Origin of the sequence: Frischella sp. Ac48 (genome assembly GCF_019641635.1) — a bacterium.
GTDB lineage: Bacteria > Pseudomonadota > Gammaproteobacteria > Enterobacterales > Orbaceae > Frischella > Frischella japonica.
Genome location: NZ_JAETXP010000012.1, coordinates 86650 through 109809, shown reverse-complemented (window position 1 = coordinate 109809; position 23160 = coordinate 86650). Strand labels below are relative to the sequence as shown.

Annotated in this window: 18 protein-coding genes and 1 pseudogene; all 19 read left to right on the top strand. The window is 33.9% G+C overall.

Translation table 11 applies throughout. The features are described from left to right. Nucleotides 1–577: 577 nt before the first annotated feature. The 19 genes and pseudogenes from JMI89_RS09140 (at nt 578) to JMI89_RS09050 (ending at nt 23156) form a co-directional block, all read left to right on the top strand. On the top strand, nt 578–2269 hold the full coding sequence (locus JMI89_RS09140; protein ID WP_187755417.1) for a ShlB/FhaC/HecB family hemolysin secretion/activation protein: 1692 nt from the start codon (nt 578–580) through the stop codon (nt 2267–2269). A gap of 723 nt (nt 2270–2992) precedes the next feature. Beyond that, complete coding sequence (locus JMI89_RS12105) at nt 2993–3124, top strand: lipoprotein (RefSeq protein WP_220679899.1); 132 nt, start codon at nt 2993–2995, stop codon at nt 3122–3124. Beyond that, the gene (lysA, locus tag JMI89_RS09130; protein ID WP_187755415.1) at nt 3124–4371 is read left to right on the top strand and encodes a diaminopimelate decarboxylase; all 1248 of its coding nucleotides are present in this window, start codon (nt 3124–3126) and stop codon (nt 4369–4371) included. Before JMI89_RS12105 ends, lysA begins: the two co-directional genes overlap by 1 nt. Before the next feature lie 250 nt (nt 4372–4621). Next, the gene (gene dapF, locus JMI89_RS09125; RefSeq protein WP_187755414.1) at nt 4622–5446 is read left to right on the top strand and encodes a diaminopimelate epimerase; all 825 of its coding nucleotides are present in this window, start codon (nt 4622–4624) and stop codon (nt 5444–5446) included. Between the two features lie 22 nt (nt 5447–5468). Continuing rightward, nucleotides 5469–6239, top strand: coding sequence for a DUF484 family protein (locus tag JMI89_RS09120; protein WP_187755413.1), 771 nt, complete (start codon nt 5469–5471; stop codon nt 6237–6239). A gap of 99 nt (nt 6240–6338) precedes the next feature. Beyond that, entirely contained in the window at nt 6339–7232 is an 894-nt protein-coding gene (gene xerC, locus JMI89_RS09115) for a tyrosine recombinase XerC (protein ID WP_220679954.1), read from the top strand. After that, nucleotides 7232–7948 (top strand): 5-amino-6-(5-phospho-D-ribitylamino)uracil phosphatase YigB, encoded by a 717-nt coding sequence (gene yigB / locus JMI89_RS09110; protein WP_187755412.1) that lies wholly within the window; start codon nt 7232–7234, stop codon nt 7946–7948. The genes xerC and yigB overlap by 1 nt, the downstream gene beginning before the upstream one ends. A 134-nt stretch (nt 7949–8082) precedes the next feature. Then, nucleotides 8083–10341 (top strand): DNA helicase II, encoded by a 2259-nt coding sequence (gene uvrD, locus JMI89_RS09105; protein ID WP_220679898.1) that lies wholly within the window; start codon nt 8083–8085, stop codon nt 10339–10341. A 276-nt stretch (nt 10342–10617) separates the two neighbouring features. Further along, nucleotides 10618–11136: an ATP-dependent zinc protease gene (locus JMI89_RS09100; protein WP_187755410.1), complete on the top strand. Its 519-nt coding sequence runs from the start codon at nt 10618–10620 to the stop codon at nt 11134–11136. A 23-nt stretch (nt 11137–11159) separates the two neighbouring features. After that, nucleotides 11160–12728, top strand: a complete 1569-nt coding sequence (locus tag JMI89_RS09095) for a UUP1 family membrane protein (RefSeq protein ID WP_187755409.1) — start codon at nt 11160–11162, stop codon at nt 12726–12728. Nucleotides 12729–12739: 11 nt separating this feature from the next. Beyond that, nucleotides 12740–13720 (top strand): alpha-L-glutamate ligase-like protein, encoded by a 981-nt coding sequence (locus tag JMI89_RS09090; protein WP_220679897.1) that lies wholly within the window; start codon nt 12740–12742, stop codon nt 13718–13720. Nucleotides 13721–14087: 367 nt separating this feature from the next. Beyond that, the gene (gene recQ, locus JMI89_RS09085) at nt 14088–15914 is read left to right on the top strand and encodes a DNA helicase RecQ (RefSeq protein WP_220679896.1); all 1827 of its coding nucleotides are present in this window, start codon (nt 14088–14090) and stop codon (nt 15912–15914) included. 193 nt (nt 15915–16107) lie between these two features. Continuing rightward, nucleotides 16108–16371 carry an HPr family phosphocarrier protein gene (locus tag JMI89_RS09080; protein WP_187755406.1) on the top strand — a complete coding sequence of 88 codons (264 nt, stop codon included), beginning with the start codon at nt 16108–16110 and terminating at the stop codon, nt 16369–16371. Between the two features lie 443 nt (nt 16372–16814). Beyond that, nucleotides 16815–17807 (top strand): hypothetical protein, encoded by a 993-nt coding sequence (locus tag JMI89_RS09075; RefSeq protein WP_220679895.1) that lies wholly within the window; start codon nt 16815–16817, stop codon nt 17805–17807. After that, nucleotides 17794–19137: an NAD(FAD)-utilizing dehydrogenase gene (locus JMI89_RS09070; RefSeq protein WP_187755404.1), complete on the top strand. Its 1344-nt coding sequence runs from the start codon at nt 17794–17796 to the stop codon at nt 19135–19137. Before JMI89_RS09075 ends, JMI89_RS09070 begins: the two co-directional genes overlap by 14 nt. A 231-nt stretch (nt 19138–19368) precedes the next feature. Next, a pseudogene (locus tag JMI89_RS09065) lies at nt 19369–20367 on the top strand (siderophore ABC transporter substrate-binding protein); the annotation flags it as partial. Nucleotides 20368–20454: 87 nt separating this feature from the next. After that, nucleotides 20455–21423: an ABC transporter permease gene (locus JMI89_RS09060; RefSeq protein ID WP_220679893.1), complete on the top strand. Its 969-nt coding sequence runs from the start codon at nt 20455–20457 to the stop codon at nt 21421–21423. Next, nucleotides 21410–22396, top strand: coding sequence for an iron chelate uptake ABC transporter family permease subunit (locus tag JMI89_RS09055; RefSeq protein ID WP_187755401.1), 987 nt, complete (start codon nt 21410–21412; stop codon nt 22394–22396). The genes JMI89_RS09060 and JMI89_RS09055 overlap by 14 nt, the downstream gene beginning before the upstream one ends. Before the next feature lies 1 nt (nt 22397). Further along, a complete protein-coding gene (locus JMI89_RS09050) occupies nt 22398–23156 on the top strand; it encodes an ATP-binding cassette domain-containing protein (protein ID WP_220679892.1) in 759 nt (252 codons plus the stop codon). Nucleotides 23157–23160: the final 4 nt, after the last annotated feature.

The window sequence follows — 23160 nt, the reverse complement described above, 5'->3', positions numbered from 1 at the left end:
ATAATCAACCGACAATGTTAATATATTATAATTGATGGAAAACATAGCAGAGGCTTAATCTAACTATATTGGTATGAAATATGTCAATAAACATGATCAACACTTATAAATAGATCATTCAATCTTATGCTTAGAGCAAAGCTAAAGATATTTATTTAACACTTAATTTTCAATATGCTAAGTTCATCGCTTTTTCTGATATTCAAACAAATTAATGATACATAATAATTCTATTAAATTCATTTCAGTCATGATATAGATCAATTTGATATAATGATTAAGAGGCGGGATATTTAGTGACTGTATAATTAACCTGTATTAAATCTATGAAATTAGGTATTGTTTGCCATAATTAGTTATCATTATAATTATCTCATTGATATTTATTATTTTTATATCATATCCAGAACAGATTATCAAATTTATATAAAAACAATAACTTAATAATATAAATAAAAAAGTTAAAAATAATCAACGATAATTTCTCTTTTTAAAATATTTTTTTCAGGTAGACTTGGGCGACATTACGTTTTCTTCATTTAATCATTATCTTACAGTGTATATTATGAAAATCAGGATGAGTCGATATAAATGGTTGGCGGTGTTGGTATGTTGCGCAATAACTGATAATGTGTTAGCTATTGTTGAGCCGTCATCTAAAGAAAGTGAAATTAGTAATCAGCAGTTGATTTATCAACAAGAACGACAAAAAGCATTAGAAAATATCTTAACACCGCAATCACCATCAGTACGTTTAATGGCACCGGTAGCTTCAGGTGATTTGCTAAATTTTCCACAAGAATCCATTTGTTTTAATATACAGCAGGTAGAACTGTTAGGGCGCGAAGATTTGCCGTTTACCATACCACTTAGTGGCTTATCACATCAGGCTGAAGGACGATGTTTAGGTGGTCAAGGAATTAATTTGCTAATGACGGCTCTGCAAAATCGCTTGATCAGTTATGGTTATATTACTACTCGAGTGGTGGCGCCAGAGCAAGATTTAACCCGTGGTACATTATCGTTATTATTGGTCAAAGGAACAGTACGCCGATTTTTGTATAGACCTGAGAGTGATACTTATGCAAATTTGAATAGTGCTATGCCAATAAAGGAAGGCAAACTACTTAATCTGCGGGATATTGAGCAAGGGTTAGAAAATCTACAACGGGTGCCGACAAGCAGTGCAAAAATGCAGCTAGTACCTGGAAATAAGCCTGGCGAGAGTGATATTATTATCACACGTAATCAGAGCAAATATTGGCGGATTGGGGTTTCATTAGATGATTCAGGTAGTAAAGAAACGGGACGTTATCAAGGAAGTCTGACGTTATATTTAGATAATCCACTAGCACTAAGTGATACGTTTTACATCAGTGGTGGCCATGATATTAATGGCAAAAGTGCATACGGATCAAAAAACTATCTGTTTTCGTATACCGTTCCGTTTGGTTACTGGCAACTTAGTGCATCATGGAGCGGTAATACCTATCATCAGACTATTGCCGACATTGTCAAATATGAATACCGTGGGCGCAGTAAATATTTCAATGCACAACTCAGTCGAGTCATTCACCGTAATGAAACGCAAAAAACAACCATTAGTTATGGTATTAATTTAAGAAATTCGCACAATTATGTGGATGATACCGAAATAGAAGTTCAACGCCGTAATACCACCAACTGGCGATTAGGGGTGCAGCACCGCCACTATTTTGATCGTACTGTATTAGACATTGGCGCCACTTATCAAAAAGGTGTACGTTGGTTTGGTGCTGATGTAGCACCCGAAGAATATTCAAATACAGGAAGTGCCTTAACAGACATAATTCAATTAAACCTATCTTTACAGGTACCATTTAGTTATGCTGAGCAACATTATTTTTACCTCTTGCAATATCAAGGACAGATGACTCGCGGTAATAAATTAACGCCACAGGATCGATTCTCAATTGGTAGCCGCTGGACTGTGCGCGGATTTGATGGTGAACAGATCTTAAGTGCAGATAATGGATGGTTTGTACGTAACGAATTGTCGTGGTATACACCGTATAATCAAATGTTGTATTTCGGTTTAGATGCTGGAGAAGTGTCAGGCGCAAGTTCTCAATATTTACTAGGTAAACGTTTAATCGGTAGCACTATCGGTTTACGTGGTGAAAAATTTGGTATAGATTACGATATTTTTGCTGCTGCGCCTATTCATAAGCCTAAAAAGTTTGAAACGGATGATATTAATTTTGGTTTTAATTTTAATTGGACCTACTGATATGTTATGAATACAGTTGAATAACGAAAGTAATAGGGCTTAAAATTTAACAGCAATTAAATTATGTCAGGGTAAAAGATTAACTTTTATAAATAATAAAAACCTAAAATGGCAAAATGTTAAACTTGAGCAGTTATAATAAATACTTGCATCATGTTATTACCGAGGTTTTGATGTAGTCAATATCATTATTGGCTACACAAAGTGATTAATTGTTTATTACAATTGTGCTAAAAATTTGTTCCTCTATTCGTTATTATTCTGAATTTTTGCAAATTATAGGCATAATAAAAGGGTGGTTTCAATTATCCAATAATTCTTATATGGTGATTAAAATTTGAGTATCATATAGTTTATCTTATACAACGTATCAATAGAAGTTTGTAGTTAATCTTTCCTTTTTAAAATCACAATATACTCGTTGCTCTGCAAATTAAGGGAAGCAAGATGAGCTGTTTTTGCTTAGATTAAGCTAAATATTGATAAATCAAAAGTTAGTTAGATTTAACAATTAGATTAAAATTTTATAAATCAATAGAATATATACAACTATAATATAAATTAATTATTAATTCTTCGTTATTAATTTTTTATCAAAATATAATATTGCCGTAGCTTATTCAGCATGAATTTTATAGAATAGCCAGCATATTTTTGACTGATTAGTCACTTATTAATATAACGTTTATTAAAAAGTTACCATATTTATAAGAAGAAATTATTATGAGAATTTTTGCTACCGTTTTGTTCATAAGTTGTTTACTAACTGCTTGTGGTTTTAAAGGTCCATTGCATTCCCCCGATAGTCATACTACACATATTAACGCTAATTCTAATTCTAATCGGGTGGTCTAATGGACTTTTTATCTTATCAAAATGGGCAATTATTTTTGCAAAATAATGCTATAGCAGATTTAGCTAAATTATATGGCACACCCTTATATGTCTATGATGAAGAATATATAAAGGAACGATGGCTTGAATATGACAATGCATTAGCTGATCGTAAACATTTAATATGTTATGCGATCAAAGCTAATAGCAATTTAGCTATTTTGAATTGTTTGGTTAAATTAGGTTCAGGATTTGATATTGTCTCACAAGGCGAATTGGAGCGAGTGTTACGAGCCGGTGCGGATCCTAAAAAAGTAGTCTTTTCAGGGGTAGCTAAGTCGGTTAGTGAAATTGAACGCGCTTTAACTGTCGGTATTAAGTGTTTTAATGTTGAATCAGAAGCTGAACTTGAACGTATTCAATCAATAGCTCAACGATTAAACATCATAGCGCCTGTATCGCTTAGAATTAATCCTGATGTCGATGCTAAAACCCATCCTTACATTTCAACCGGTTTGCGAGATAATAAATTTGGGGTTAGTTATAGCTTGGCAATTGGTATTTATCAAAAAGCGCAAAAAATGTCACATATTGCCATTGAGGGTATCGATTGTCATATTGGTTCGCAGTTAACTGAAATACTACCTTTTCTGGATAGTGCGGAACGTATACGGGTATTATTTGATCAATTGATTTCTATTGGTATAACCATTAAACATATTGATTTTGGTGGTGGATTAGGTGTTTGTTATGATGACGAAATACCACCTCAAATTGTTGATCTGATCAATGCTTTAAAAAATAAATTCGCTGATTATCCTGAAGTGGAGTTGTTATTTGAACCAGGTCGTTCGATTGTCGCTAATGCAGGTTTATTAGTGACTAAAGTAGAATATACAAAACATCAGGATAATAATCATTTCGCAATTGTTGATGCCGGTATGAATGATTTAATTCGACCTTCATTATATAAAGCATGGATGAAAATTATGCCAGTTCAGCAACCAAACCCTGATGACCAGATGTATGACTATCAGATTGTAGGGCCGATTTGTGAATCCAGCGATGTGTTAGGTCGAAATCGTCAACTGGCAGTAGAGCAGCATGATTTATTAGTTATTTGTAGTGCAGGAGCATATGGTTTTAGTATGGCATCCAATTATAACAGTCATCCTAAACCCGCTGAAATCATGGTTAATCAATTTGGACATCGCTTAATTAGACAGCGAGAATCTTATGATATGTTGTGGCAAGGTGAAATTATTTAGTTATAAAATTCTTTTATAAATTAGTTTCCTGTTGTCTTTTAGGGAATGTTAGTTGCTTAATAAAAGCAGTTATCATTCTTTTTTTTTATAATTTATTCTTTATTTTCAAAGTATTATTCTAAAATAAACTCATCCGAATGTTACAATCTGTTTAAGTCATACAATAATAGCTAGTTGATTGAGTCGCTGTTATAATGTGCTACATCTAGTAGCAATAAATACGTATATAAGTATGTAAAACAGGTTTAGTATGAATTTTTCTAAAATGCATGGTTTGGGCAATGATTTTATGGTAGTGGATGGGATTACGCAAAATGTTCATCTTTCACCAGAGACTATTAAGCGTTTAGCTAATCGACATACGGGGGTAGGGTTTGATCAACTGTTATTGGTAGAGCCACCTTATACACCAGACACTGATTTTCATTATCGTATTTTTAATGCTGACGGTAGTGAAGTTGAACAATGTGGTAATGGTGCGCGTTGTTTCGCTCGGTTTGTTCGTTTAAAGAGCCTAATTAAAAAAAATGTATTAAAAGTTAGCACACAAAAAGGCATCCTTATTCTTACGGTTAATCCTGATGAAACGGTTCGGGTAAACATGGGGACACCAATTTTTGAACCATCTAAAATACCTTTCAAAGCGATTAAAGAAGAAAAAACTTATATCATGCGAACTCAAGAACAAACCATTCTTTGTGGGGTAGCTTCAATGGGAAATCCTCACTGTGTGATACAAGTTACTGATGTAAATCATGCTCAGGTAGCTACCTTAGGCCCGGTTTTAGAAAATCACGAACGGTTTCCAGAACGAGCAAATATTGGTTTTATGCAAATTGTAAATCGGCAAAATATTAAGTTACGAGTTTTTGAAAGAGGGGTAGGCGAAACGCAAGCTTGTGGTACTGGAGCTTGTGCCGCAGTGGCAATTGGCATTAATCAGGGATTATTAAATAATAAAGTTAAAGTAAATTTACCGGGTGGTGAGTTATTTATTGAATGGAAAGGGGGGAATGCTCCACTTTTTATGACCGGAACCGCGACCCATGTTTATGACGGTTTTATTACCTTATAATGTCCTGAATAAGAGTAAGATTATGAGTTTTAAGCCCAAACGAAATCAAAGCAACTTTTTGGCCAAACAGCGTGTACTATTCTTACGTAAGAAAACGAATAAAAAAAATGCGCACGCAAACTATTTGCTGGATGATGACCAAGTTAGTCAGTATTTATCACAAAATCCAGATTTTTTTATTCGTAATGCTAGACAGATTGAATCAATGACTATTCCTCATCCAGTGCGTGGTGTTATTTCTTTACCAGAATGGCAACTAGCTCGACAGCGCAATAAAATCCAACAGCTTGAAGCAGAAATTACGCTGTTAATGGAAAATGCTAGTTTAAATGAAAAACTATTTGAATCTATAATGACATTGTTTAATCAATTGTTGCAAGCTAACGACATGTCAGATTTGCAAACTCGTCTAACGCAATGGGCAAAATCGCTGGGGCTTATTGATGCATATCTTTATCTCTTTGATGATAAATGGCAAATTGCTCCTCCTTCCAATTATAATTATTTGGCAATTTCTCCAGAAAAGTTTGATTATATACGTGTTCGCCATTTGCAGTTTAATTTTCAATATTTAGGTCAACTTAATCCAACTGAGTTAGCTCTCCTGATTCAGGATAAACATTTCATTGGCTCGATAGCCATGACATTGCTAGGTGAATATGGCGATCTTGGCGTTTTAATTTTTGCTAGTCGTAGTAGTAGTCATTATCAAGAAGGTCAAGGTACTATCTTATTAGAAAAAATAAGTATTTTACTGCCACTAATTATTAAACGTTGGATTGCACGACGATAATTGAGTTTAACTATATATCACATTCAATTAATCTATAGAGAATATAAATTAGGTAATATTTTGACAGATCATGCTACCCATTACAGCCAGTATAGTAAAATGTTAACCAAATCGGTTGAGCAATTTTTACTTTATCTAAAAGCTGAACGACAACTAAGCTCCAATACCCAAATCAATTATCGTCGGCAACTTGAAGTGATTGTTAAGTTGGCAAACGAGTTTGAAATAACGTCTTGGCAAGATGTTGATACTTCAGTGGTGCGTCTTTTCATCTCACGTAGTAAACGTGATGGACTTAATGCGAGTAGTATTGCTTTGCGACTATCTGCATTACGCAGTTTTTTCAGTTGGATGGTAACACAAAAACAATTAGTTGCTAATCCAGCCAAAGGGATATCTAATCCCAAGCAAGCTCGTCATCTACCGAAAAATATCGATATTGATGATATTACGCAATTGATGAATATTGATCAGAAAGATCCATTATCGGTTAGAGACCGTGCTATGCTAGAATTAATGTATGGTTCGGGATTACGTTTATCTGAACTAATCAGTCTGGATTGTCGAACATTGAATTTAATTGATGGTGAGATTCGTGTTTTGGGGAAAGGAAGTAAAGAGAGAAAATTACCATTAGGTCGACAATCTATAACTTGGCTTAGACATTGGTTATCATTGCGCCCCTTACTAAATCCTCAAGATGATGCGCTTTTTATCTCAAAACTGGGTAAGCGGATTTCTCATCGTAGTGTACAAAAGCGCTTTGAACAATGGGGTCTAAAGCAAGGGTTAAATATTCATATTAACCCACATAAATTGCGACATTCCTTTGCAACCCATATGTTAGAGTCAAGTGGTGATTTAAGGGCTGTACAGGAATTATTAGGTCATGCCGATTTATCGACAACACAAATCTACACACATTTGGATTTTGCTCATCTGGCTGAAGTCTATGACTCTGCACATCCACGTGCAAAAAGAGAGAAAAAATAATGCATTTTTATCGACCACTAAATTCGATTAAAGCAATCACGTTTGATCTCGATGATACGCTATATGATAATGCTCCCTATATGGTTCAGGCTGTAGACCAGATGATGGCTGAGATTCAACGCATCGATGGTTTGCAACATTGTCAATTGGCGGAATTTGATCAAGTTAAACGCGATATATTGAATGAACAACCAGAACTGTATCATGATGTAATTGTTTGGCGTGTATGTACGATTAAACAGTTCCTACGTAAACAAGGTATTAGTGATTCTGCCATTATTGAACGTATTACTGATGACGCAATGAGTGCTTTTATTTATTGGCGTAATCAGATTGAAGTACCTGATGATTCACATCAAATATTAAAACAGTTAGCAAAACATTATCCCTTAGTTGTGATCACTAATGGTAATGCCGAGATTAGTAAAATCGGATTGCAAATGTATTTTAAATTTGCTTTGCGCGCCGGTGCTGATGGTTTATCAAAACCATACCCTGATCTTTTTTGGTTAGCCGCTAAGCGCTTAGCTATTCACCCACAACATGTTTTACATATTGGAGATAATTTACAAACAGATGTTGCTGGTGCAATAAATAGTGGTATGTTAGCATGTTGGCTAAATGTGACGGGACAAGATATATATCATTGTCGTGATGCAAGTGTTCTTCCGCATATGGAAATAACTCATTTATCAGCGTTAAATTGTTTGTTATAATATATTGGATATATAACCAGTATTAATATTTAATTTAATGCAACATAAGTTGTTAATTGGTTAGTTAGTTGTTTCCCACAATTTATGAATATTTGAAGCCTAGGCTGATAGCCTCGACTCACAATGCGAGCATTATGAAACAGTCTCTATTAAATGATCTTAATTCAGAACAAAAAAATGCGGTGATCACCGATAGTCAATATTCACTCGTTTTAGCTGGAGCCGGAAGTGGTAAAACGCGGGTATTAGTACATCGGATTGCTTGGCTAAGTTTAGAAAAACGCTATCCAGCAAATTCAATTTTTGCTGTTACTTTTACCAATAAAGCTGCTGCTGAAATGCAAGAACGTATTGAAGTGTTAGTCGGAGAAGGGCATTTTAATGGTATGTGGGTCGGGACCTTTCATGGTTTAACTCATCGTTTATTGCGTATTTTTGCTAAACAAGCCGGCTTACCAAGTAATTTTCAATTGATCGATACTGATGATCAAAATCGACTTGTTAAACGTATTTTCAAAGAATTGAAAATAGATGAAAAACAGTGGTCAGCAAAAGAGTGTGCGGGATTCATTTCGGCACAAAAAGAAAATGGCTTACGCGCTCATCAAATAGTGATTAATGATCCTAAATCTGCCATGTGGCAAAAAGTATATTTAGACTATCAAGCTATTTGTGATCGATTAGGCTATGTCGATTTTTCAGAACTGATTTTAAGAACATACGAATTATTAAAAAAAGATGCAGACGTACTAGCCTATTGTCAACATCGTTTTACTAATATCCTAGTCGACGAATTTCAAGATACTAATTTAATTCAATATCAATTAGTTAAAATTCTTGCTGGGCATACGGCTAATGTTATGATTGTAGGTGATGATGATCAATCAATTTATAGTTGGCGTGGTGCCAATGCAGATAACTTACAATTATTTATTAATGATTATCCGGATACTGAAATTATACGACTAGAACAGAATTATCGTTCTACAGGTAATATTTTAGCTGTTGCCAATCATTTGATTGCGAATAATCGTAATCGATTAGGCAAAAATTTATGGACTGAAAGTGATAATGGCGAACGAATTGCTGTTTATATTGGTTTTAATGATATTGATGAAGCACGTTTTGTTATCGGTCAAATTAAAAAATTAAATGAAGAGGGGGCTAAGTTTAAAGATTGTGCTATCTTATATCGGAATAACTCTCAATCCCGGCTGATAGAAGATACACTGCTCCAATCGGCAATACCCTATCAAATTTATGGTTCGATCCGTTTCTATGAACGACAAGAAGTAAAATTAGCCCTCGCATATTTACGTTTATTACATGATCGTAACAATGATAATGCGTTCGAGTTAGTAATTAATACCCCGACGAGAGGATTAGGCGATATCACGTTAAATAAAATCCGCAATCTGGCTAAACAGCGCCAACAATCATTATGGCAATCAACAATTGAACTATTAGGATTGAATGTGTTAGCTGCTCGACAACGTTCTGGGTTAGCACGGTTTATTGAATTGATTGAGTCAATTTATATACAAGTAGAAAAATTACCGTTTTATCAGCAATTAGAGCAAATTATTAAGAGTTCAGGCATCAATGAAATGTATGAGCAAGAAGCTGGAATTAAAGGTCAATCGCGTCTTGAAAATCTGGACGAATTAGTTAATGCAGCTGAACAATTCTATCAACAATACACTAAAAGTAATCAATTGAATGAATTTGTTAACTTACACGATGGTCGAACGCTTAATGTATTAGAAGCATTTTTGGCTTATACTTCTTTAGAAGGAAAAGAAAAAGGCAAAAATCTCGATTCTGTACAATTAATGACATTACATTCTGCTAAAGGTTTAGAATTTGATTATGTGTTTATTGTCGGATTGGAGGAGGGTATTTTTCCTGCACAGCGTTCTATTACTGATAATCAACGAATGGAAGAAGAACGTCGTCTGGCATATGTTGGAATTACTCGTGCACGTAAACAATTAACTTTAACCATGTGCGAGTTACGACGTTTATATGGTAAAGAAGAACGTAATTTACCCTCGCGTTTCTTAACTGAGTTACCAGAAGATTTTCTTCATGATCTAAGTTATCGTGGCGGAATTAATTTATCCGCACCATCAGCCAATAACCAACATTATGATAATATTTCTAATAAAGAACAAAATAATCAGTTTTTTGAACAAAGGCGAAGTGCCTTTTTAAAAAGCCAGACTGAAAATGAAGGTTATACCTTAGGACGTAAAGTTATTCATAAACGTTTTGGAGAAGGGACAATAATCAATCTTGACGGTGAAGGCGAACATAAACGGGTGCAAATTGCGTTTGTGAATGAAGGTATCAAATGGTTAGTTATTAAATTAGCTAATTTGACACTAGCCTGAATTGAATAATTAGAAATCATTTAATGTAAAAAAAATAAAAATATTATTGATATTTTGCTAATTCGTTTTATCTTATAGCATAAATTTATATTAGATTCTGATAGTTATACCTCAAGAAATGATCTTTATCACATATTTTATATTGTAAAATGAGCATAATCATATAGTGAATTATACTTATAAAATTATATTATTAGCGATAAAAGCTGAACTACATATCATCTTTTCTTGTGGTATCGTCCGTTTCGAGTAAATTAATTACGGAAATTTAATAGTATGCGTATAATTACTTTAGCAATCAGTTTAATTTTGCTCTCTTTTTTCAACATAATGAATGTACAAGCAAAAAATATTTATGGTTTATATGAACAAATTCATATCGAAGGTTTAGGTAATGCCTCGATTAGAGCTAAGCTTGATACTGGGGCTCTAACATCCTCCTTTAGTGCCACAGATATTAGTATCTTTAAAAAAGATGGTAAAAAATGGGTGAAATTTAAACCACTCATTGATGGTGTTAATTTTCCTGTTATTGAAAAACCGCTTGTTAGATATAGCAAAATCAAAACTCGACATGATGATGTACGTGATGATGATGATATTTTGCATAGTCAACGACCTGTCGTCATGTTGAATATTTGCTTTGATGGTGAAAATCATCAGATTGAAGTCAATTTAACAGATCGTTCTCGGTTTAATTACCCTCTTTTACTGGGGCGATCAGCTTTAGTACAATTTAAAGCGATCGTAGATCCGAGTTTAAGATATAAAGCTAAATCAGTCTGTTCACTGTAATATAATATAGGTGAGTTTTTATCATGCGTTCATTATCCATGCATTTGAAAGTAATAATAACAATATTAATGGTATTAGGTATTTCAATTATCTGCTATCAAATTTTTGTTCTTAAGACACCCTTGACAGAAAGTGAAGTAGATAATTTATGGACTATTGATGCCAGAGTAAATTTTGAAGTAAAAGGGACTAAACCCGTCAATATTGAGTTTTATATTCCCTCAAAAGCAGGGGATTATACTGTTTCAAATGAACTCTTTTTAGCAAGTGGTTATGGTCAAAATGTTACCAATCTACCATATAATCGCTTAGTGACTTGGTCAGCGCGTTCAGTGTCAGGCCAGCAAACATTATTTTATCGGTTAAATTTGACTAAACGCTATGCGGATTCGAATGTAAATAATACCAAGGGTGATATGTGGCGATCACCCATTGCCACTGTTGGTGCTAAAAAGGAAGCCGTTGAACGCTTAGTAAAAGAAATTAGAAGTAAATCGGCCAATATATCTTCTTTTATTACTACAACCATTAATATGATTAATGATGTTAATAATAGCGATGCGCAGTTAATTTTAAATGATAATAATTCCGTAGAAAATAAAGTCAATGCGATAGAGCTAGTACTCTCTCATGCTTATATTCCCATTCAACAAGTCCATACTTTACAATTAAGTAAAACAACGAATCAAACACCGTCACTATGGATTCGTAGTTATATTGTGCCCAATAAAGGGGTTGATAATCGCGATAGTACGTTAAATGGTTCAAACGGAAATTGGTATTATTTTAATCCTATCGATGGTAGCGTTGGATTACCTGATGATCAAATGGTATGGTGGATTGGTAATGATGATATTATCAAAGCTGATAATGCTAGCAAAGTTCGTGTTAATTTTAGTTTAGCAAATAGCGAACTAACTGCAATTCACTTAGCTAAATTAACCCCGGATAGTAATAATTTAACGGAGTTTTCATTTTATACTTTACCCATCACGACACAATTGGCTTATCAAGTGATGTTAATGATCCCTTTCGGGGTACTAATGATTTTATTACTTCGAAATGTAGTGGGAATAAATACATTAGGTACGTTTACTCCTGTATTAATAGCCCTAGCATTTAGAGAAACAGGCCTCCAGTTTGGTTTGGTATTTTTCTCAATTATTGTGTTTTTCGGTTTATTATTGCGATCATATCTCGAACATTTGAAATTGCAGATGTTACCTCGCTTGTCGGTAGTATTGACCTTTGTCGTAATGTTAATCATATTTACCGGAATGCTAAGCCATAAATTAGGTTTTGAACAAGGATTATCCGTATCCTTATTCCCTATGGTAATATTAACGATGACTATTGAAAGGCTGTCAATTACTTGGGAAGAGCGCGGTGCCAATTTTGCTTTAAAAGTCGCCTTCGGTACTTTAGTCACAGCATCTTTAGCTTATGCAATTATGGGCTTTAAACCACTCATTTACTGGGTATTCACTTTCCCATCTATTTTATTGATTTTGATTAGCTTTATGCTAGCCATGGGGCGTTATCGTGGTTATCGTTTACTTGAGTTGTTTCGTTTCAAAGCAATGTTGAAATAGTGAGAACAAAAATGATCTCTTTCACAAAGACCTGGAAACAATTGAAACAAAAAGGCATTATGGGTATTAATCAGCGTAATGCTGATTATATACTTAAATATAATGATCGTCGTAATTATCCTTACGTTGATAATAAAATCTTGACTAAAATGCGAGCTATCGATGCCGGTATTAGTGTACCTGAAATGTACGGCATTATTCGAACTGAGCATGATATTTCCAAACTTGATAATGTTATTGACACGCATCGGGATTTCGTTATCAAACCCGCTCAAGGATCAGGGGGGGATGGTATTATTGTGATCGCTGATCGTTATGACAAAGATCGTTATAAAACGGTTTCTGGTAAACTGGTTTTACATAGTGAACTTGAATATCAATTATCTAATATTATTACTGGGCTTTATTCTTTAGGGGGCATGCGTGATAATGCCATTATCGAATATCGCGTCAAACCTGATCCCATTTTTAAAAGCATCAGTTATGAAGGCGTACCGGATATTAGAATTATTGTACTATTAGGTTATCCGATTATGGGAATGTTACGTTTACCAACTCGTCAATCAAATGGCAAAGCGAATTTACATCAAGGAGCGATAGGTGTCGGCGTCGATTTAGCTACAGGTACAACGCTTAATGGTTCTTGGTTTAATGAACAGATTTCCAGACATCCTGATACCGATAATGAAGTCAGCAACATTAAATTACCGCTTTGGGATAAATTCATTGAGCTTGCGGCGCGTGGTTATGAATTAGTTGATTTAGGTTACATTGGTGTTGATTTAGTTTTAGATGAAGAAAAAGGTCCATTAATATTAGAATTAAATGCCAGACCAGGTTTAAATATTCAAATTGCCAATGATGTCGGGTTACAGCAGCGAGCCTATATTGTTGAGCAACATATTGCTGAACTTAAAAAAGCTAATCGAACAGAAACCGTTTCAGAGCGTATTGCTTTTTCGATGCAACATTTTTCTGTGTTAAAAAGCTAATAATGAATTAAGCATTTTAAAATGTCTTATGGATTAATTAAGAGTCTATTTTTTTATTTCATTCAAATTTAATTATAAAGGGCATTAAAGCCCTTTTTTATTTTGCGAGTTACTTCGTGTTTTTACACGATTTAATATAATTATTAATGACCTTTTAGTGAATAATAACACAATTATCCAAATTTATAATTTTTGTTAACATAAAATTAGTTTTTAATAGTTTGCTAAGCAGAATTTCGCTATACTTAGCGTCGCTATCATCAAGTGATTAGTATGTTGTATTATGGCTATGGTTCTCATTATCCAATATCAGAAATTATATAGCATTTTTATATATTTATATTAAATCAGGTTAACAATAATTAAGATGAACATTGCTGAACAAGCGCACGACATTTTACAAAATATCTTTGGCTATAAAACATTTAGAAATCAGCAGTTACAGATAATTGAATCTGTTATGTCTGGCGAAGACAATTTAGTCATCATGCCAACAGGTGGCGGAAAATCGCTCTGTTATCAAATTCCTGCTTTAATTTTTTCAGGTCCAACCATTGTGATTTCACCGCTAATTGCGTTAATGAAAGATCAAGTCGATCAATTAATCGCTTATGGTATTAAGGCGGCATATTTAAATTCATTATTAACAGAAGAAGAGCAGCAAGCTATCATTGCTCAATATCGTCAACGGCAAATCAAATTACTCTATATTGCTCCTGAACGTCTATCTGCGTCTCATTTTGCTGAGATTCTTCAGCAAACCCCACCAACGATGATTGCGATTGATGAAGCACATTGTATTTCGCAGTGGGGGCATGATTTTAGACCAGAATATCTTCAGATTGGTCAGTTCAAATTGCGCTACCCTCAAATCCCTATTATTGCGTTGACTGCGACTGCTGATGAGATAACTCGTAAAGATATTATTGAACGTTTAAATCTACTTAAACCAAACATACAAATAAGTAGTTTTGATCGACCAAATATTCGTTATACCGTTTTAGAACGTTTTAATACACTTGAACAAATTATTGCTTTCCTTGAACAGCAAAAGGGGCAAAGTGGTATTATTTATTGTACGAGTCGAGCAAAAGTTGAAGATATGGCTGCACGCTTAACATCACGTGGGTTTCCTGCTGTTGCTTATCATGCTGGATTAACCACTAAGGAACGTGCCAGCGCGCAAGAGCGCTTTCTAAAAGATGAGATATCAATTATTATCGCCACCATTGCTTTTGGTATGGGAATAAATAAACCCAATGTAAGATTTGTTATTCATGCTAATGCTCCACGCAGTATTGAAGCATATTATCAAGAAACAGGACGAGCAGGGCGAGATGGCTTGCCAGCTGAAGCCCTATTACTTTATGATTTGCGAGATTTTGATTGGTTTAAAAATTTAGTTAATCAGAAAGAAGAAGGAGCGCATAAAACTATTGAATATTATAAACTCAATGAAATGGAGGCATTTGCGCAGGCACAAACTTGTCGCCGTCTAGTACTTCTTAATTATTTTGGTGAATATCGTCATGAGCCTTGCCAAAATTGTGATATTTGCTTGTATCCTAATGAACGTTTTAATGGGTTAATCGATGCCCAAAAAGTATTATCTTGTGTTTATCGTGTAGAACAACGTTTTGGCGCACATTACGTTATAGATGTATTACGTGGCTCAAATCGTGCTTTAGTTAAAGAAAATGGTCATGACAGTTTATCGGTATTTGGCATTGGTAAAGACCAATCATCACATTATTGGTTGAGTGTCATACGACAATTAATACATCTAGGTTATTTAAAGCAAAATATGTCTTCTTTTGCGTCACTCACTTTGACTGAAAATGCACGAACTGTATTACGTGGTGAAATCGAACTTCCCTTAGTTAAGCCACGAATAGAAGTTTTAAAAAAGGGTCGTCAAAATCGCCTAGCTAAATCAACGATGCAAACAGCAATGTTATCTCATGAAGAACGGTTGTTATTTAATCGTTTGAAAGAATTAAGAAAACAAATTGCACAAACTGAAGATGTTGCACCTTATATCATCTTTAATGATCAAACACTAATCGAAATGGTGCAAACTTTACCTGAATGTAAAAAAGATTTATTAGCAGTAACTGGAATAGGTAAGGCCAAATTAGAAAAATATGGTGAACATTTCCTTGATGAAATTGCACAGTTTATTATTCAACGCTAATTATTCAGTTTACACATTGATAAAGTTTATGTTTTTTATACCCATTTAAATTTTGAATTACATTTTCTTGATGATTCCTTTAATTATCAGTGTTTGACAGAAAAGATAGCTAAATTTTTTCTAGACGAAATCTAATAAATAAGACACAATATCAAAAATTTTAAGTTTAATGAAATAAACAAGGACTTTAATTATGTTAAAAGAACAAATGGTAGTTAAAAATAGTACTGGTCTTCATGCGCGTCCTGTAACAACCTTAGTTAAATTAGCTGGACGATATAAAAGTAATATTGAACTTGTCTATAATGATAAAACCATTAAAATGAAAAGTATGATGGGTCTACTAGGTGCTGGTGTTAAAGGCGGTTCGACTGTTGAAATCATCTGTGATGGTGAAGACGAACAAGCCGCAATGGCAGAAATCCGTGATTTATTTGCTACTGGATTTGGTGAGTAATTAAAATTGTTTAAGGCAATGGTTGAATGAAGTTATTCATTTGACCATTTATTTTGTTCAAATTTGCTATCATACTGATTAACTTTTATCTTAACTCTTTGTCATGACTAACTAAATAAAACAGCATTTAATCATTTTGTTAAATACGTTTTATATAAAAAAATAATTAATTTATCGGTGTTTCAATGAGTGACAACTTATCCGATGAATAGTATTAACAAGTTGTTCTAAATTTTTTGGTACCTTGATTTTGCTGCTTCATATAATGAGAACTGGTAATTTAAAACATCAAATGTATTAATTCACTTAGTAAAATCGATTCCTGGATCGCTGCTCTTAACCCAAATTGTTAAATTTTGTTGGCATGATGGATCATAAAATGAATATGATATCACTCTGAGCGTATTTATTACGTTTAAATTTTGCAACACGGAAAGGCTATTATGGTTTCAAGCAGCTACTGGAAAAAAAATAAATTTTTTTATTTACCATTATTGAGTTTTATTATTACTTATTTGACTTTGATGATTTTTGGCGAACTATTATATGAAATTAGTCAAAATTCAAACTTTTTCATTTCATTAGATTTATTTGAATGCCTACTTTGTAGTTCATATATTATGTTACTGATCGCTTATGGCATACTACAAACTGCAATGTATTGCATTAATTTGCGAAATACCTTATTTGTCATTTTATTAACATTAACTACGGTAATACTTGGATGTTTGGGTGTTATTTTAGTTAGCTATGAATTAATTGATTTAGTTAGCAATAAATCAATTAATTTTGTATCAAAATATGGAATTGTATTGCTTGCCGAACGTGTGACTTTTTTTGTGATTAGTTATGTAATTATCCATATAGTAATTCGATTTAAACTAAACAAACAATACCGACGCATTCCGATAATTATAACTGATGAAGCTAATATTGGCTCAATCGGATATATTCAATTTGTTTTTTTTGTTCTTTTGTATTTAATTATCTGTTTCGGTCTTCTGCCCGATATTGTTGCTTTGGGAATTGGGTTTATTGATGGGTCTTTTATATTATATAAAATTGTTAACTCTTTAATTTATTTGGCATCCATTACTAATTTAATATTACTAATCAAATTTATTAGACATAAAAAAATTGAGCGTCGAGAATTTGAAATAAAAATGATTATCAAATCTGTCTGTTTGATTGCAGTAACTGAATTAATATGCCTTGCACTTTCGGCTATGATAATTATTTTATTAGTTAAAATTTTTTCCCGACCTGTTTACGGTGATTATGAAAGATATGCTAATTTAGTTCCAGCTCTAATAATTAATATTGTTGCATTTTTGGCAATAGCCATATTAGCCGGCATAGCTACAGGCAAAATTGGACGTTATTGGTTAATCAAAATTCAGTACTTTACTAAAACGGATGTACATGAAAAATTATGATGTTATCATTATTGGCGCTGGCATAGCGGGAATTTTTTCGGCTCTCCGCTTAACAAAAGATGCAAAAAAAATATTATTAATCGATATTGGTTCGCCACTGACGGACCGATTGCGCCAATTAGGTAGTAATATAGCGAGCAACCGTTCTTCGCAACGATACTTTGGCTTTGGTGGGCTTGGTTTATCGGAAGGAAAATATAATTTTACCAATGATTTTGGTGGTAATTTGGCGTTAAAAATTGGTGCCGAACAAAGTATGGTTTATCAACATCAAGTTGATAAACTATTGTGTCAATTTGGCGCAGTTCAATGTCCACTATATGATACTTACGATGAAGATTTAGCTCATCGTGCTAACAAATATGGCTTTAAAACGCTAACAACGCAAACGCGTCACTTAGGTACATCATTGTCAATCAGCATATTACAAGCTTTTGCCAATGAGTTAACCTCAAAAATTGATTTTATTTTTAATTGCAGTGTTTTGGATATTATTCCGCAGAATAAGCTTTTTAAGATAAATTTAACCAATCATAATACAATTATCGCGTCACAAGTCATTATTGCTGTAGGTCGTAGTGGGTTAGATTGGTTTGAACCTATTGCGCAGCAATTAAAACTTTCCTATGGAAAAACGCAATTGGATTTAGGTTTTCGAATTGAAATGCATAATCAACAATTGCAATCGCTATTACAAAAAAGCTTTGAAACTAAATTAATTTACCAAACAAAGCAATATAGTGCCTCAACTTATTGCATGAATCCGCGCGGTAATGTTATTGCAAAATACCAAGCCGGGCTAGTCATGCCAGACGGACAAAATGCTCGTGAAGTTGATCAAAGTCATAATCTCAATTTTACCCTATTTATTCCTAAATGGTTTGAACAACGTCAAGCTGCTGATGCTTATTTAAAACAAACTATTACTAAGATTAATCAGGGTAAGAATAAGATAATTATGCAGCGATTAGCAAATATTGATCGACGATTTAGTGATAAAAAATATGTTATTGAACCTACTTTAGCTCAAGCAGAATTTGCTAATTTAGCTACATTCACGCCAATGGATTATATCATTTATACTTGTGATTTTCTTTATGCCTTAGCCCATTTATTAGGTGAACCTATTGATGGCAATACCATATTATATGCAATGGATAGCAAAACTTATGCACCGGTTGTTCATACAGATCAATATTTTATGAGCGAAGTAAAAGGATTGTATATTATTGGTGATTGTTCAGGGGTTACAAGTTCTTTATCGCAGGCGGCAGCGAGTGGTTTATATGTAGCTGATCAAATTAACAAAACTTCATCATTCACAAAGTGAATTAATCACAAATAAAAAACAATAAATTTATTTTTATCAAAGTGTTATCTTTTAATTTCAACGTTTATCGCTACAAATATTCATGAATGTTATAGTTCATAATGTGCTTATAATTTAGACAGCTAAATATCTAATTGAATAATCTTATTTTTATCAGCAGTAAATTTTGCTATATTGAGCCTCGATCTCTGATAATGATAATAAGTCTCTTTTACAAAATGAGGTAATAAAATGTTAGTTCGCCAGTTCGCACAAACCATAAGCATCGCATGCACATTAATATTAACCGTAACTTTAACAGGTTGCGATGATAAAAATGCCACACTAAACACGTCATTAACCAATACCAGTAAACAAGTACCTGCCGTAGAAATAAAAATGATTACAATTAATCATGAACAAGGAACCACATCGGTACCTGTTGAACCACAAAAAGTGGTCGTACTTAATCCCGCTACGCTAGATAGTATGGACGCACTAGGTATTAAGGTGACAGCTGTGCCACAGACAAATGCTTCGTTACCCCCATTCTTGCAAAAATATGAAAGCCAAGATTACGTTAATGCTGGTGGGTTATTTGAACCAAATTATGAAGTTTTAAGTAATCTACAACCTGATTTAATTATTGCTGGTGGACGAGCTAGTGATGCTTATCAAAAACTGAGTGAAATTGCTCCAACCATTTCTTTAGCAATTGATAACAAAAATTTCTTACCAAGTTTAAATGAACGTGTTAGACAACTAGGGCAAATCTTTAATAAACAACAAGCAGCCCAACAATTAATTGATCAATTCAAACAAAAACTTGCCACCGTAAAACAAAAAGCTGCTAATCAAGGTACGGCTATGGTAATTTTAGTTACTGGCGGCAAAATGTCGGGTTATGGTCCTGGATCACGTTTTGGATTCATTTACGATGAATTAGGATTTGAACCAGCAACAACATTTGCTAATACTGGTAAACATGGCAATGTGATAAACGCTGAACTATTACTCACCGCTGATCCGGATTGGTTATTTGTTATAGATCGTGATAATGCTATTGGTAACACTGATTCACCATCTGCACAACAATTGCTTGATAATCCTTTAGTAAATAAAACCAAAGTTTGGCAACATGATCGCATCGTGTATCTGGATTCAGCGTCAATTTATATCGCCGGGGGTATTCAAACTTATATCAAGTTACTGGATCAAGTTGAACTGGCTTTGGATAAAAATGCGTTAGAAGATGATGATAACAATCCAGTTTTTGATGAAGATGAAGGCACACTATCGGAATCCGATAAAGTTATTTTAGAAAATGATTAAAAAATAATGAAGTCTTTTAATCTATTCATCAGTATTTTGGTTCTTACAGGCTTGTCTGTGACAAGTCTGTTTATCGGTGTATCCGATGTTACGCTATCAAGTATCTTGTCTGATGCAGAAATGCGATATATTTTTATTGTTAGTCGTGTTCCTCGGACCATTGCCCTATTACTTGCTGGTAGTGCGCTCAGTGTCGCAGGGTTGATTATGCAAATATTGACGCAGAACCGTTTTATAGAACCCTCTATAGCAGGGACCACTCAATCGGCCGGTTTAGGATTATTACTAGTTATGATATTGGCTCCGGCTACTGTATCTATTTTCGTTAAAATGATCTTTGCCAGTCTGTTTGCGTTATTAGGAACGGCATTATTTATGCTGATTTTACGAAAAATTATTTTAAAATCCGCGCTCATCGTACCAATAGTTGGAATCATGCTGGGCAGCGTGATCAGTGCCATAACGGTTTTTCTTGCTATGTATTTTGATCTATTACAATCGCTTTGGGCTTGGATTTATGGTGGTGATTTTTCAGGTATTTTGCAAGGGCGTTATGAATTATTGTGGTTGGTTGGGTTGTTAACTCTATTTTCATACTGGGTTGCTGATAATTTTACAGTGGCGAGTATGGGCCGAGAATTTGCCATCAATGTTGGACTTAATCATCGTAAAGTGATGACGATGGGATTATCAGTAATCGCGTTAACGACCGGTATTGTGATTGTGGTGGTTGGATTATTACCATTTGTTGGTTTAATCATTCCCAATTTAATCAGTCTAAAAATGGGAGATAATATCCGTAAAACAATACCTTACGTATGTTTATCCGGTGCTGGATTAGTGCTTTTATGCGATATGATTGGCCGTGTTATCATTCGACCATATGAAATTCCTGCTAGTTCAATTTTGGGAGTTATTGGCGCTATCATCTTTCTTTACTTATTAATTAAGCAAGCTGGTTATGCAAAGCATTAAACATTTTATAACATTAACAGAACGTTATTTAACACCTAACCGACGTATTATGTTGTATGGCGCGGTGGCACTGGCACTGATGGCTATCTTTATGTCAGTAAAGTTAGGCAATAATCTACAGTATATTTTGTTACGTCGAAGCTATATTTTGCTAACCATGGTGATTGTTGCCTTTGTCGCAGGTATTTCAACGGTTATCTTTCAGACAGTGAGTAATAATCGTATTTTAACCCCTTCTTTGATGGGTATTGAAAATCTGTTTGTTTTGATTCAAACCGTCGCGATCTTCTTTTATAGCGGTACGACAAATTCATTCTGGTTATTTAATATTATCAAATTTGCGATTGAAACCAGTTTATTAGTCTTATTCTCACTTTTACTTTATCAATGGCTATTTAAAACGGTAAATTACAATATAAATTTGGTGTTAATGATTGGTATCCTTTTGGGGGAACTATTCCGTAGTTCTTCTAATTTATTGCAACGATTACTCGATCCAAATGAATTTGCAATTTTGCAAGGGCGAATATTTGCAACCTTTACACGGGCAACACCAGATTTAATTGCTTTTTCGGCAATTGTCATTATTTTAATTGGATTATTAATTTGGCGCAAACGTTATGTATATGATGTGTTAGCCTTAGGTCGTGCTCACGCGATTAATTTAGGTTTAAATTATCAACGTCATGTCATGACGACTTTATTATTGGTGTCGATTTTGGTTGCCGTGTCTACTGCTTTAGTTGGACCCTTAACATTTTTAGGCTTAATGGTGGCAAATCTAGCTTATTTACTAGCCGGTAGTCATCAACATCGCTACCTGTTACCCACAGCTTTTTTATTGGCTATGATTGCTTTGATTGCCGGTCAGCTTTTCTTAGAATATGGACTAAATATGTCAGCTTCATTATCGGTAGTGTTGGAGTTCTTTGGCGGTATTTTCTTTATTTACTTGATATTAAAAAGGTTTTAATGTGATTGTTATTGATAAAATTAAAAAATGTTATGATGATACCGTCATATTGGATAATATCACTACAACAATTCCTAGAGGTGGTATAACTTCTATCATAGGTCCTAATGGTGCAGGTAAATCGACACTATTATCAATTATTGGACGCTTGTTAAAGGCTGACACGGGTACAATTAATGTTAGTGGATTAGATGTAGTTACTACCAAAAGCGATATCCTTGCTAAACGGTTATCAATATTACGTCAAGAAAATCAATTCAATAGTCGTTTAACGGTTGAAGAGTTAGTCGGATTTGGCCGTTATCCTTATACAAGAGGGCGCTTAACCGCTCAAGATGATGAAAAAATTAGCCAATCTTTATCTTTTCTTAATTTATTAGAATTACGTCATCGCTATTTGGATGAGTTATCTGGTGGACAACGTCAACGTGCTTATGTTGCGATGGTTCTGTGTCAAGATACAGATTATGTCTTACTCGATGAACCATTAAATAATCTTGATATGAAACATGCAGTGGCGATGATGAAACAGCTTCGTTTAGCAGCAGATGATTTAGGTAAAACAATCATATTGGTAATTCACGATATTAATTTTGCTTCAACTTATTCCGATTATATCTTAGCGATGAAAAAGGGCGCACTGTGTTACCAAGGCGGACCAAAAGAGATAATGAGAGCGGATGTTTTACAGGATATTTTTGATACACCTGTGAGAATACGTGAAATTGATGGACAATTAATTGCTATGTATTTTCGTTAATTTA